The sequence below is a fragment of the Sphaerisporangium aureirubrum genome, from assembly GCF_042658925.1.
Taxonomy (GTDB): Bacteria; Actinomycetota; Actinomycetes; order Streptosporangiales; family Streptosporangiaceae; genus Sphaerisporangium; species Sphaerisporangium aureirubrum.
Genome location: NZ_JBHSRF010000068.1, coordinates 1 through 12,468, shown reverse-complemented (window position 1 = coordinate 12,468; position 12,468 = coordinate 1). Strand labels below are relative to the sequence as shown.

Here is a 12,468-nt window from a genome sequence, read left to right as displayed (position 1 = left end):
TGTCGGCCCGCGCCGACCCGGCGCCGGCAACGACGCTGGTGGCTGCGATGGCAGGGGTGTCAGGAGCGGTGGGGACTTGGGTGTGGGGAGCGGCGGCGACATGGCGGGATATTAGCGGAAGGCGTCATTCACGCCACTGGTGGCGATCGTCCCGTATGAACAGGATTGGCGGCATGTCCACTGTGCTGTCCACCCCGCCCGCTGCCGCCGAGGCCGCCGCCCACTTCGCCGCCCGGCTGCGCTTCGAGACCGATGTCAGCGACGTCCACGCCGACCTGGAGGCCGGCGCCCCCGGCGTCGTAGTGGTCGACTCCCGCAGCGGCGAGGCATGGCGCCAGGGCCACCTGCCCGGCGCCGTCCACCTCCCCACAGCCGAGATCGCGACGCGAGCCGCCGAACTGATCCCCACCGGCGCCGCCGTGGTCACGTACTGCTGGGGCCCCGGCTGCAACGGCGCCACCCGAGCCGCCCTGCGCTTCGCCGAACTCGGCTACGAGGTCAAGGAGATGCTCGGCGGCTTCGAGTACTGGGTGCGCGAGGGCTTCCCCGTACAGATCGGCGGCGACCGCGTCCAGCGCCCGACCGACGACCTGACCGCCGTACGCTCCGGCCCCCTCTGCGGCTGCTGAAGCCCCTCTCCTACCAGCCTGCCGTGACGGTACGACACCGCCACGGCAGGTCTTCGCACGTCAGACGTCGATCAGCCCGGCCTTGATGCCGCCGACGAACGCCGACCACTCGGCGCCGGGCAGCAGCAGTGCCGGACCGGCCACGTTCTTGCTGTCCCGGACGAGGACGACTCCGGGCACGCTGGTGGAAACTTCGACGCAGTTGCCGCCGTCGGAGCCGCTGTGCGTGCTTTTGTGCCATTGAGCGTTTTGGAGGTTATTCATGCTGATCCACCGCCTCGTGTATGAGTTTGAGTGATTGCCGGGCCGGAGCGGCCTCGGAGCGGAGCGCATCGTAAAGGCGAATTAGTTTCGTGATCACCGCCCGATCATCGATGACACGACCATTGGGCTGACCTTCCACGTATGCCGCATAGGATGACCCATTCCGCTCGGCGATGATGAACCCGCCGAGCAGGCCGCAGTGTGTCTGAGCCACACAGGGCACGATTTGGATCGTCACCTGCGGGTGCCGGGCGACCTCAAGCAGGTACGTTAGCTGCTCCCGCCGGATATCCATATCCCCCATAGGGCGATGAAGTACGGACTCATCCATGAGTATGGCGAGAAGTGGTGGTTCGTCGCGGCACAGAATGGATTGTCGTTGCAGGCGGCCTGCAACACGCTCCTCTACCGCCTCTGCCGTTACACCCGGCTCTGCCGACAGGACCAGGCGGGCATATGCCTCGGTTTGCAGTAGGCCGGGGATCAGCATCGGTTCCCAGCCGCGCAGCGTCGTCGCGTCCTGTTCCTCCTCCAGCCACGGGCGGAAGTGTTCCGGGGCCTTGTGCCATGTGGTGGCGGCGTGGAGGCGGGTCATGGCGCCGTCCAGGGCGAGGGCCTGGTCGCACAGTTCGGCGAAGCGTTTTGAGGGGATGCGCTTCAAAGATTCGATCATCGCGACCATGGACTCGGAGTAGTCGATGCGTTCCGCCAGTTGCTTCTGGGTCAGGTTGGCCGAGGTGCGGTGGCGTCGCAGTTCGAAGACGAAGAGGGCGAGCGGGGACTCGTGGGGGTCGATCTCGGGTCCTTGCGCCATAAAATACCTACCCGTGAAAAATGGGGGGATTTTCGTGGGCTCACCAGTTGTCACACCCCTGGTGTGATGGGATGGTGAGCTGGATTCACTACTCATCGTAGTCGCTCGTTGTCAATGTGGTAGGGCGAAGTTTCGAATATTCAAAGGGTCCGGCTACGAGCGGTTAGGTGTTTCGTGAATGATGGCTGGCGGGACGATTGGCGTCATCGAGTTGTTCGGTTCCCCGGAGTCCGTATCCCTGGCACGTGAATATGTGAAGACCACGATCGGCGACTCCCACCCCGCGCTGGACGACGTGACATTGCTGGTTTCCGAACTCGTCACCAATGCCGTCGTCCACTCCGGCTCCCGCGACGGCGGAAAGGTGACGCTCACCATCGCCGACCGCCGGGATCACGTCCACGTAGAGGTCAGGGACTCCGGCGGCGACGCCGTACCGCGTCCCTGCGCGGACCCGCTGGCGGAAGGCGGCCGTGGCCTGCTGCTGGTCGACATCATCTCCACCTGCTGGGGCGTCAAGGAGGACATCGCCGGCCGGACCGTCTGGTTCGCACTGGCTTACCGGGAATAGGCGATCCGTGCGGCCACGATTGTGCACGGATGGTGCTGCATAGCGAGCGTCGGCCGAATATGTCGGTTCTGGCGGCTGTGGTCCTGGCGGCGGTTCCGGTGATGGCCGGTGTTGCTGCCGGTCTCCGGGTGGGACACCGCGCCGCGGCCGGTGAGCGGTCCCTACGAAAGGGTTCCTGAGGCCGAGTAGCGGAAGCTTGTGCTGGTGTCGCCGGCCTTGACCGTGACGCGGGACGAGGTGCAGGTGACGTCGGCGGTGTCGGTGCCGGGGACGGTCAGGGTGAGCAGGGATGTGGCGGCGGGGGAGACGATGACCGAGGCGGGGACCTTGCGCATGTAGGACGGGGAGATCCAGCCCTGGTAGGGGTTGGTGCGGGCCTTGATCAAGGACTGGCCGGTGACGGGCTTGCAGCCGGGCATGGCGACCTGCAGGACGGTGGCCTTCCAGCCGGACTTGTCCTTGACGACCACCCGGCCGGACTTCGCCGTGACGGGGGTGAGGGCCGGGTCCAGGTGCCAGTAGCTGCGGGCCTTCGCGCCGGGGACGGTGTCCAGGACGGCCATCAGGGCGTCGTCGTGGTCGACGAGGACGGAGCGGTAGCGGGGGACGCCGTAGGCCTTGTCGGTGAGCTTGTACGACTGGCGGTCCGCCTTGATGGACGAGCGGACCAGCGAGGTCGCCGTACGGCCGCGGAACGGCTTGCCGACGACGACGGGGACGTTGTGGGCCTCGGGGGACATGGTCCAGTAGCGGTAGCCGGTGCGCTCGTAGGAGTGGAAACCGGCCTCCACGAGGATGTCGCGGCCCTGCGCGTAGTACGTGACGCCGAGGTGGTCCTCGTGGCCGTGGAACTTCAGGCCGGGGCCGAAGCGGATGGAGTAGAACGACGACCCGGGCTCGTCCCACTTGCCGCGGCCGAACACGTAACCCGCGTTGAACACCCTCACCGTCTGCTTGGGGTGCTTGAAACCGGACGGCTTGACGTCGGCCGCGCCGTCGCCGATGGGCACCATGAAGCCGTTCGGCTGGGTGGCGTGGGTGATGTAGTTCTCCAGGCTCTCCCACCGCTTGGCGATCTCGGACGGCACCTTGCGGCCGCAGTCCTCGATGGCCTCCATGGCGACCTTGAGCCGTTCGTACACGTAGATGCCGTACCGGGGCGCCTGCTCCTGCAACGCCCCCTGGGTGTCCACGTCCAGCTTCACCGTGCCGGTCATCCGGCGCACGGCGAGGCCGGCCCACTCCTTGTGCCCGGTGCGGCAGCCGATGCGCAGCAGCGCGATGTCCTGGTCCAGGCCGTGGTTGTGGCCCTTCTCGTACTTGGCGGGGTCGGCCAGGATGCGGGCGTGGTCCACCAGGCTGCCGGTGAGCCAGGACGCCTTGACGTGCCTGCTCAGGCACACCAGCACGGGGGCCCGCAGCGCGATGGGGTGCTCGTCCCAGGCGTAGCGGCTGGTCCGCGCGCCGCCCTTGGGGTTGCTCTGCACCCAGCTCTTGACCAGCTCGGTGGCGCGGTCGAGGTAGCTCTCCTTGCCGGAGGTCTCGTAGTCGGCCACCAGGCGGCCGACCCAGCGCAGCGAGGAGAACACCATGTCCCAGGACCGGTTGCCGTACGGGCTGCGGTTCCAGTCGATCTTCTGGCCGATCTTGACCGGCGGCAGGTCGAGGAACTGCACCTCGCCCGACATCACCTGCTCGGAGGTCGGCGTGGCGGGCAGCCAGTCGCCCTGGCACTCCGCGCTCTGTTTCACCGCCACCGGTCCGGCGGAGGCCGGTACGGCCTGGGTGATGGCGCCGCCCGCGAGGACGAGACCGACGAGGAACGCAAGGGTCCGGCGGGGCACAGCCAGTTCCTTCCTGGACAAGGCGGGGAAAGCCGGATCATGCTGTCCGATTCCCAGGGAACCGGTCAAGTCGCTCGGGTCCCGTGGAACACATCGTTAACAACCAGTTGTCCAGGGCATTAGCAGGCACGGGTACGCCCCGCCCCGCAGGCGGGGGCGGGACGGGGCGGACCCGTGGACTTCACATGGAGTGCTCGCGTGCCTTCCTCGGCAGCTTGAAGCCGAGCAGGAAGGCCACCGCGATCACGCCGATCGTCACCAGGGACGTCGTCTCGGCGGCGCTCAGCGCGGCGCGGACGTGGGCGGGGCCGGGGGCGTCGCCGAGCACTTGGAAGAAGATCGTGCCGATCACCGCGACGCCGAGCGACATGCCGAGCTGCTGGATGGCCTGGATGGCGCTGGTGGCCGAGCCGACCTCGTGGTCCTCCACGTCGCCCATCACGATGTCGTACAGCGGCACGAAGATCATGCCCATGCCTGTCCCGCCGATCAGCAGCGGGACGATGAAGTGGCCGCTGCCGAGGCCGTCCGCCCCGGCGACCCGCAGCACCGCGACCAGCAGTACGAGCCCGATCGCCATCCCGGCCAGCCCGGCGTGCAGCAGCCTGCGGCCGAGCCTCGCCATCAGGGCGCCGCTGACCCCCGACCCGATCATCGCGCCGAGCGCCCACGGGGCCATGGTCAGGCTGGCGCGCAGCGGGGAGTAGCCGAGGCCGATCTGCATGAAGATGCCGAGGGTGAGCATGGTGCCGCCCATGGCGCCGGTGAACGCGACGGCGAAGAACGCGCCGGACAGGTAGGACCGCTTGGCGAAGACGCTCGGCTCGAGCAGCGGCGTCGCGCCGGCCCGCTTGCGCCGCAGCTGGTACCAGCCGAACAGCGCGATCACCGGCACCGAGCCCACGAGCAGGGCGAGGATCCAGGCCGGCCAGCCGAGCTCGCGGCCCTGCACCAGCGGGAAGATCAGCATCGCGGTGCCCGCGGCGGCCAGCAGCACGCTGACCTTGTCGATGCGCGCCGAGCGGGCGGCGGGCGGCACGGACGGCAGGAAGCGGCCCGCGACGATCAGGACGTACGCGCCGATCGGGACGTTGACCAGGAAGATCATGCGCCAGCCGGTGCCGAACAGGTCGGCGTCGATCAGCACGCCGCCGATCACCGGGCCGAGCACCGCGGACAGGCCCATGATCGGGCCGAAGGCGGTCCACGCCTTCTTCATCTCCTCGGCGGGGAACATGTCGCGGATCAAGCCGAAGCCCTGCGGCAGCATCACCGCGCCGAACACGCCCTGCAACACCCGCGCGGCGAGCAGCATCTCGGGGGACACCGCGAAGGCGCAGATCAGGGAGGCGACGGTGAAGCCGCCCGCGCCGATCATGAGCATCCGCTTGCGGCCGAAGATGTCCCCGAGCCGCCCGCCGATCAGCAGCACCACCGCGAGCGCCATGGTGTACCCGGCGGCCATCCACTGCAGGGTGGCGTACGAGCCGCCGAGGTCGGCGCGGATGGCGGGCGCCGCGACGTTGATGACCGTCGAGTCCAACAGGTCCATCACGCTCGAGGCCATGACGGCCGTGAAGGCCAGCCAGCGCCACCGGTACAACGGTGGCCGGCCGGTCACGGCCGCTACGGGGGCTTCGAGGCTCGCTGTCATGAAGTTCTCCAGGTATCTCTCGCCGGTGAGGACGTTGAGACCACACTATGAGGGATAGCGGTCACTTTCCGGCCGCAATTCACGCCATCATGGGATACATGGCGAACACCAGCTCACGCACCCTGCGCCTGCTCTCCCTGCTCCAGACCTACCGGTACTGGCCGGGCGCCGAGCTTGCCGACCGGCTGGGCGTGTCCGCGCGCACCCTGCGCCGCGACGTGGACCGGCTCCGCGAACTCGGCTACCCCGTCAAGGCCAACCGCGGCGTCGAAGGCGGCTACCAGCTCGGCGCCGGCGCCGTGCTCCCCCCGCTGTTGGTGGACGACGAGGAGGCGGTCGCGCTCGCCATCGGCCTGCGGGTCGCCGCGCAGGGCGCCGTCGCGGGCATCGGCGAGGCGTCCGTCCGGGCCCTCACCAAGGTCGTGCAGGTCATGCCCCCGCGCCTGCGCCGCCAGGTCGAGGCCCTGCGCACCGCCACCGTCACCACCATGTGGAGCGGCGGCCCCACCGTCGACGCCACCATCCTCACCACCGTCGCCCAGACGTGCCGCGACGAGGAACGCCTCCGCTTCGCCTACGAGGCCCGCGACGGCGAACGCACCGACCGCTACGTCGAACCCCACCGCCTGGTCCCCATCGGCCGCCGCTGGTACCTGGTCGCCTACGACCTCACCCGCCACGACTGGCGCAGCTTCCGCCTGGACCGCCTCACCGACCCGTCCGCCACCCGCGAGCGCTACCGCCCCCGCGAGCTACCGGCCGAGGACGCCGCCGAGTTCGTCCGCCGGGGCATCGGCGCCCTGACCGCCCCCGTCCACGCCGTGGAGGTGATCGTCCACACGTCCGCCGCCACGGCCCGCCGCTCGACCGCCAACTGGGCCACCGTCGAGGAGATCGACGACACCCGCTGCCGCATGACGATGAACGTCGAGAACCTCCACTGGCCCGCCATGCTCCTCGGCACCATCGGCGCCGAGTTCGAGGTCCTCTCCCCGCCGGAACTGGTCGAACACCTCCGCGAATGGTCCACCAGATTCGCCCGATCCACCGCCTGACCGGCGTTCTCCGGTGCGGGCGGTCGCCGAGACGCGACAGCGGCACCCCCGCTGGTGGCGAGGATGCCGCTGTGGCGACGCCGACGCGTCGCCGCGCCGTCACCGGGTCAGGAAGCGCTGCAGGAGACGGTCGGTGTGGCCGCGCTTCCGCTGGCGGTGAAGCCGAATGTGGTGCTGCCGTTCGCCGCGACCGAGCCGTTGTAGGTCTCGTTGCGGACGGTCACGTTGGCACCGGAGCCGGAGCGGACGCCGTTCCACAGACTGCTGACGGACTGCCCGCCGGGCCAGGTCCAGTTGACCGTCCAGCCGGTGATGGCTCTGGTGCCCGCGGTGACGGTGACGGTGGACTGGAAGCCGCCGGGCCAGGAGTTCGTCGTCGTCATCGTGGCCGCGCATCCACCGGGCCCCGTCGTCGGCGTGACGGTCGGGGTGACCGTCGGGGTCACGGTCGGTGTGACAGTCGGGGTCACGGTCGGGGTGACCGTGGGGGTGACCGTGGGGCTGGGGGTCGTGGTGCTCCCGAACTGGGAGATGAACTTCCACACCTCGCCCTTGGTCCAGGTCTGGGCGCCGTTCTCGGTGTAGGTGCCGTCGACAGGGCCGGGCGTGTGGCCGTTGTCGAACGCGGCCCAGACGACGGGGTAGCCGGCGCGGCATCCGGAGTAGGCGGTGACGATGTGGGCTCGGCTGCCGGAGCCCGGCTCGGGCGGGTTCTGCGCGGTGCAGCCGTTGTTACGCACGAACCTGTCGCGCAGTGTGCGTCCTTGGGAGATGTTGAGGACGCTGTCGGTGATGCCGTGCAGTCCCATGTAGGCGATGGGCTGGGTGCCGCCGCTGCATCCGCTGAGCTGCGCGCCGGAGAAGACGGCGACGGCGCGGAAGACGGTGGCGCGGCTGCACGCCAGGGAGAAGCTCATGCCGCCGCCGTAGCTGAATCCCATGGAGAAACGCAGCGAGGGGTCGACGCAGAGGTCGGCCTCGACCTGCCGCATGATGTCGTCGATGAAGGTGACGTCCTCGCCGCCGGAGTTGGCCCAGCCGTTGTTGAAGCCCTGCGGCGAGACGAAGATCGCGGTGTTGTTGGACAGCTGCCGCTGCCCGTAGTAGGCCCAGGAGGCGCCGCTGCTCCCACCCGAGTCGACGTCGTTCATCGTGCCGCCCAGCCAGTGGAGGCCGAAGATCAGGCGGTAAGGGTTGTTGTTATTGTAGTTGGCGGGAATCCGCAGGATGTAGGTGCGGTTCTTGCCGCTGGTGGTGATGTTCCGCGTTCCGCTGGTCAGCGTGGGGCTCTTTCCGCATCCCGCGGTTCCCGCGAGCATCGCGGAGGACGCCGAGGCTCCTGTGCTGCCGCTGCTCATCGCCGCGTGGCCTGTCACCAGGACGACGGCCGCCGCGAGCGCCACGGCCGTGAAAACGGACCTATGCTTCAACATTTGTGATTCCCTTTGGCCGTACGGATCGAGCCGGTGATAAAGACATGTTCTGCGTCCTCTCCATCAGCGGCATCGAATGCCCGGGCTGGAAACCGGAATTGATGTGTGAGCGCTAACATTCACCAGGGCTTATCGGTATGCCACTTGCGCGCTGCATGGGGGTGTGGTGCAAGGGGAGCAAATACGACCCGATTGGGAATGTCAAGCAGCTTGATAAATGGTCCCGGGTCCGGGGCCCGCAGGGCGTGCCCTCCGCGTGTGCTGGCCAGGGAGGGTAGGTGTCCGGTCCCGGCGCACAGCGATGAAACTTTCGTCGTGAACTGGTCGGTCGCGTGCCGCGTGGAGGGGTGGCGGCCCCCCAATTATGATCGTGGGACGCCGCCGTCACGTGCTATTGCGCCTCGCCCTGAATTTTTAGCGGAATTCCGATAATTTCAGCCGGGCTCGGCCATTTCCGGGTCTGCTTCCGCCTCGAAGAGGTGCGGAATGCGGGCACCGCGTCGTCAGGCCTGCTTGTGGCCGGTGCTCTCGACCACCTCGAAGGACCACAGTTCGGAGCCGGTGGCGGCCTGGCCGTGGCCGTGGCCTCGGGGGGCGCCCTCGGCGGAGGCCTGGGCGGAGGCCTGGGCGTGGCCGGACTGGAAGGCCTGGCTCTGCTGCCAGTTCTGGAAGTCCTCTTCGCTGCGCCAGCGGGTGTAGACCAGGTAGCGGTCGGTGCCGTCCAGGGGGCGGAGGAGCTCGAACCACTCGAAGCCGTCGGAGGACTCCACCATGCCGGCGCGGTTGGCGAAGCGACGCTCCAGTTCCGTGCGCATCTCGTCCGGGACGGTCAGGACGTTGATCTTGACGACCGATGGCACCTGGGACCTCCTCAGTAGGGCACTGCGGACACCCTATGATCCACCACCGCCGCCCCGCCCGGACGGCATGCGGGTGTGTGTCCCCGGCGTTCGCGGGCGGCACTAGCCTTGGGATGTGCGTATCGCGAGGTTCTCCACAGGTGACGGTGCGGCGTTCGGGGTGGTCGAGGGCGCGCCGGGGGCAGAGTTCGTGTCCAAGATCGACGGGCATCCGATCGGTGAGGTGCGGTTCTCGGGGGAGCGTTACCCGATCCAGGAACTGCGGCTGCTCGCGCCGATCCTGCCGAACAAGATCATCGCAGTGGGCAAGAACTACGAGGCCCACGCGCGGGAGATGGGCGGGGAGCCGCCCGCCGAGCCGATGATCTTCAGCAAGCCGTCCACGTCGGTGGTCGGGCCGGCCGACGCCATCGCGTACCCGCACAAGCTGTCCGAGCGGGTCGACTTCGAGGGCGAGCTGGCCGTGGTGATCGGCCGGCTGTGCAAGGAGGTCCCGGCCGAGCGCGCCAGCGAGGTGATCTTCGGGTACACCTGCGCCAACGACGTCACCGCGCGCGACCTGCAGCGCAGGGACGTGCAGTACACCCGGGCCAAGGGCTTCGACACCTTCTGCCCCCTCGGCCCGTGGATCCAGACCGAGCTCGACCCCTCGGACCTCGCGATCACCACCACCGTGAACGGCGAGCTGCGCCAGAGCGGGCGCACGTCCCAGCTCATCCACGACATCCCGAAGCTGATCGCGTACATCACCGACGTCATGACGCTGCTCCCCGGGGACGTGATCCTCACCGGCACGCCGGAGGGGGTCGGGCCGCTCGCGGACGGCGACGAAGTGAGCGTGGGCATCGAAGGCATCGGCACTCTCACCAACCGGGTGGTTCCCCGTGACTGATCTCGACGGCGCGCTGCGGGTGCGCTTCGCACCCTCCCCGACCGGCATTTTCCACGTGGGCGGTGCCCGTTCGGCGCTGTTCAACTGGGCCCTCGCGCTGCGCTCCGGCGGCCGATTCGTGCTGCGCATCGAGGACACCGACGCGGCGCGCAACCGTCCCGAGTGGACCGAGGGCATCATCTCGGCCCTCGCGTGGATCGGCATCCACGGCGACTCGCCACACTTCGAGGGGCCGTACTTCCAGTCGGCCTACGAGGAGCAGCACCGCGCCGCCGCCGCCAAGCTGGTCGCGGACGGGCGGGCGTACCACTGCACCTGCACGCGGGACGACGTCAAGGCGCGGACCGGGTCGGACTTCCAGGGGTACGACGGGTTCTGCCGGGGCCGGGGGCTGGCCGAGGGGGCCGTCCGGTTCCGCACGCCCGACGAAGGCGTGACCGTGGTGGACGACCTGGTGCGGGGCCGGGTGGAGTTCCCCAACCAGGCGATCGAGGACTTCGTGATCGTCCGTGGGGACGGATCGCCGTTGTTCGTGCTGGCCAACGTGGTGGACGATGTCGAGATGCGGATCACGCACGTGGTGCGCGCCGAGGAGCATCTGTCCAACACGCCCAAGCAGCAGTTGCTGTGGGGGGCGCTCGGCGTGACGCCGCCGGTGTGGGCGCATGTGCCGGTCATCGTCAACGAGAAGCGGCAGAAGCTGTCCAAGCGGCGGGACAAGGTGGCGCTGGAGTCGTACCGGGACGAGGGATACCTCCCCGAGGCGATGGTCAACTACCTGATGCTGCTCGGCTGGGGCCCCGGGGACGACCGCGAGATCATGCCCTGGTCCGAGATGGTGCCGCTGTTCGCGCTCCCCGACGTGAACCCCTCCCCGGCGTTCTTCGACGAGAAGAAACTGCGGGCCTTCAACGGCGAGTACATCCGCGCCCTGCCCCTGGAGACGTTCATCGCCCGCTGCGAACCCTGGCTCGACCCCACCTGGGACCTGTCGCTCTTCGCCCGCCTCGCCCCCCTGGCGCAGACCCGCATCGCCGTCCTCTCCGAGATCACCGCCCAGGTCGACTTCCTGTTCCTCCCCGAGCCCGTCTTCGACCAGCCCAGCTGGGACAAGGCCATGAAGCCCGGCGCCACCGACATCCTGTCCGGCTACCTGTCCCGCCTGGAAACCGTCTCCTTCGACCCCGAGTCCCTGAAGACGGCCCTGGAGGAGGTAGGCGTAGACCACGGCCTGAAACTAGGCAAAGCCCAGGCCCCCATCCGCGTAGCCATAACCGGCCGCACCGTAGGCCTCCCCTTGTTCGAATCCATAGAGGCCCTAGGCCGCGAACGCTCCATAGACCGCCTCCGCACCGCCCTAACCCGCCTCCAGCCCTGATCCTCCAGGGCTGGCCCTGACGGCGCCCGCTCCGTCTTTGAGAGGGGGCGTTCGAACCAGCCCCTTGTGGCGGGACGTGCTATGGCGATTCCGGCACCGCCGCACCGCCGCACGGCGGCGCCGGCGAAGCCCCGTCGCTTCGTGGGGTTCGTCTTACCGGCGCCGAGACGGCGGGATGTGGTACGGCGAACCCGGCGCCGCCCTACGGCGATTGACCCGGTGTCCGTGTCTTCCGGCTGGCCGGTTCCACGTAGTGGTTGGTCGGGGCCTGTCGTTGTCCTGTGGTGAATTGACTGGGAACCCCTATCCGGGTTGGGGTGATCTTGGCCCACCCCTTGTCGTTCACCAGCTTGGCCACCACCGCCCACCCAACCCCGGCGCCCCCTCCGACCGCACACGCGGTACCCCGTGACGAGCACTCTCCGGCGCCGAGGCGGCGGGACGCGTACCGCTCCCCAAACCCCGCGCCCTCCGCTCGCACACATGCCGCACCCTGTGACGAGCTCTCTCCGGCGCCGAGTCGGCGGGGACGTGGTACGGCGAACCCGGCGCCGCCCTACGGCGATCAGCCCGGTGTCTTTGTCTTCTGGCTGGCCGGTTTCACGTAGTGGTTGGTCGGGGCCTGTCGTTGTCCTGTGGTGAATTGACTGGGAACCCCTATCCGGGTTGGGGTGATCTTGGCCCACCCCTTGTCGTTCACCAGCTTGGCCACCACCGCCCACCCACCCCCGCGCCCCCTCCGCCCGCACACACGCCACACCCCGCGACGAGCACTCTCCGGCGCCGAGGCAGCGGGACGCGTACCGCTCCCCAAACCCCGCGCCCTCCGCCCACGCACACGCCCCACCCCGCGACGAGTGCTCTCCAGCGCCGAGGCGGGTGGACGCGGTACGGCGAGGTCGGCGCCGCCGTACGGCGGTTGACATAACCCTTCTTCCGTTGCCCGCACGGGGTTGTCCCCGAAAGACATCCGCCCTGGTGACGTCCCGTGGGGTGGTGTAAATCAAGTGATCGAATCGTCTGGTTGTGGGCGCGGGGTGAGTTCGGCGAGTGTGGTGGCAGAGGTGTTGGCGT

General features: G+C 68.7%; 11 protein-coding genes. 5 read left to right on the top strand and 6 right to left on the bottom strand.

Translation table 11 applies throughout. From position 1 onward, the window contains the following. Positions 1 to 173: 173 nt before the first annotated feature. The gene (locus tag ACFP1K_RS31485) at positions 174 to 629 is read left to right on the top strand and encodes a rhodanese-like domain-containing protein (protein WP_380760161.1); all 456 of its coding nucleotides are present in this window, start codon (positions 174 to 176) and stop codon (positions 627 to 629) included. 60 nt (positions 630 to 689) lie between these two features. Here the strand turns inward: ACFP1K_RS31485 and ACFP1K_RS31480 are convergent, their stop codons facing one another. Both ACFP1K_RS31480 and ACFP1K_RS31475 read right to left on the bottom strand, forming a co-directional pair. Next, on the bottom strand, positions 690 to 893 hold the full coding sequence (locus tag ACFP1K_RS31480) for a DUF397 domain-containing protein (protein WP_380760159.1): 204 nt from the start codon (positions 891 to 893) through the stop codon (positions 690 to 692). After that, entirely contained in the window at positions 886 to 1,707 is an 822-nt protein-coding gene (locus ACFP1K_RS31475; RefSeq protein ID WP_380760157.1) for a helix-turn-helix domain-containing protein, read from the bottom strand. Before ACFP1K_RS31475 ends, ACFP1K_RS31480 begins: the two co-directional genes overlap by 8 nt. Before the next feature lie 178 nt (positions 1,708 to 1,885). On the opposite strand from ACFP1K_RS31475, the gene ACFP1K_RS31470 reads away from it, so the two are divergent. Next, positions 1,886 to 2,278, top strand: a complete 393-nt coding sequence (locus ACFP1K_RS31470) for an ATP-binding protein (RefSeq protein ID WP_380760155.1) — start codon at positions 1,886 to 1,888, stop codon at positions 2,276 to 2,278. 161 nt (positions 2,279 to 2,439) lie between these two features. Here the strand turns inward: ACFP1K_RS31470 and ACFP1K_RS31465 are convergent, their stop codons facing one another. Further along, positions 2,440 to 4,122 (bottom strand): heparinase II/III domain-containing protein, encoded by a 1,683-nt coding sequence (locus ACFP1K_RS31465; RefSeq protein ID WP_380760153.1) that lies wholly within the window; start codon positions 4,120 to 4,122, stop codon positions 2,440 to 2,442. A gap of 181 nt (positions 4,123 to 4,303) precedes the next feature. Then, on the bottom strand, positions 4,304 to 5,776 hold the full coding sequence (locus ACFP1K_RS31460) for a DHA2 family efflux MFS transporter permease subunit (protein WP_380760151.1): 1,473 nt from the start codon (positions 5,774 to 5,776) through the stop codon (positions 4,304 to 4,306). 98 nt (positions 5,777 to 5,874) lie between these two features. Between ACFP1K_RS31460 and ACFP1K_RS31455 the strand changes: the two genes are divergently transcribed. Then, entirely contained in the window at positions 5,875 to 6,831 is a 957-nt protein-coding gene (locus ACFP1K_RS31455) for a helix-turn-helix transcriptional regulator (RefSeq protein ID WP_380760149.1), read from the top strand. 107 nt (positions 6,832 to 6,938) lie between these two features. On the opposite strand, the gene ACFP1K_RS31450 is transcribed toward ACFP1K_RS31455, so the two are convergent. Next, positions 6,939 to 8,264, bottom strand: coding sequence for a cellulose binding domain-containing protein (locus ACFP1K_RS31450; protein WP_380760147.1), 1,326 nt, complete (start codon positions 8,262 to 8,264; stop codon positions 6,939 to 6,941). Between the two features lie 503 nt (positions 8,265 to 8,767). Next, positions 8,768 to 9,124 carry an antibiotic biosynthesis monooxygenase family protein gene (locus ACFP1K_RS31445; RefSeq protein WP_380760145.1) on the bottom strand — a complete coding sequence of 119 codons (357 nt, stop codon included), beginning with the start codon at positions 9,122 to 9,124 and terminating at the stop codon, positions 8,768 to 8,770. 115 nt (positions 9,125 to 9,239) lie between these two features. On the opposite strand from ACFP1K_RS31445, the gene ACFP1K_RS31440 reads away from it, so the two are divergent. Both ACFP1K_RS31440 and gltX read left to right on the top strand, forming a co-directional pair. Next, positions 9,240 to 10,016 (top strand): fumarylacetoacetate hydrolase family protein, encoded by a 777-nt coding sequence (locus ACFP1K_RS31440; protein WP_380760143.1) that lies wholly within the window; start codon positions 9,240 to 9,242, stop codon positions 10,014 to 10,016. Positions 10,017 to 10,062: 46 nt separating this feature from the next. Further along, a complete protein-coding gene (gltX, locus tag ACFP1K_RS31435; RefSeq protein ID WP_380760227.1) occupies positions 10,063 to 11,394 on the top strand; it encodes a glutamate--tRNA ligase in 1,332 nt (443 codons plus the stop codon). Positions 11,395 to 12,468 lie beyond the last annotated feature (1,074 nt).

Bases quoted from the DNA above. Each gene is read 5' to 3' on its own strand.
- ACFP1K_RS31475 (WP_380760157.1), bottom strand. From the start codon at position 1,707: ATGGCGCAAGGACCCGAGATCGACCCCCACGAGTCCCCGCTCGCCCTC.
- ACFP1K_RS31455 (WP_380760149.1), top strand. From the start codon at position 5,875: ATGGCGAACACCAGCTCACGCACCCTGCGCCTGCTCTCCCTGCTCCAG.
- ACFP1K_RS31470 (WP_380760155.1), top strand. From the start codon at position 1,886: ATGATGGCTGGCGGGACGATTGGCGTCATCGAGTTGTTCGGTTCCCCG.
- ACFP1K_RS31485 (WP_380760161.1), top strand. From the start codon at position 174: ATGTCCACTGTGCTGTCCACCCCGCCCGCTGCCGCCGAGGCCGCCGCC.
- ACFP1K_RS31450 (WP_380760147.1), bottom strand. From the start codon at position 8,264: ATGTTGAAGCATAGGTCCGTTTTCACGGCCGTGGCGCTCGCGGCGGCC.
- ACFP1K_RS31480 (WP_380760159.1), bottom strand. From the start codon at position 893: ATGAATAACCTCCAAAACGCTCAATGGCACAAAAGCACGCACAGCGGC.
- ACFP1K_RS31460 (WP_380760151.1), bottom strand. From the start codon at position 5,776: ATGACAGCGAGCCTCGAAGCCCCCGTAGCGGCCGTGACCGGCCGGCCA.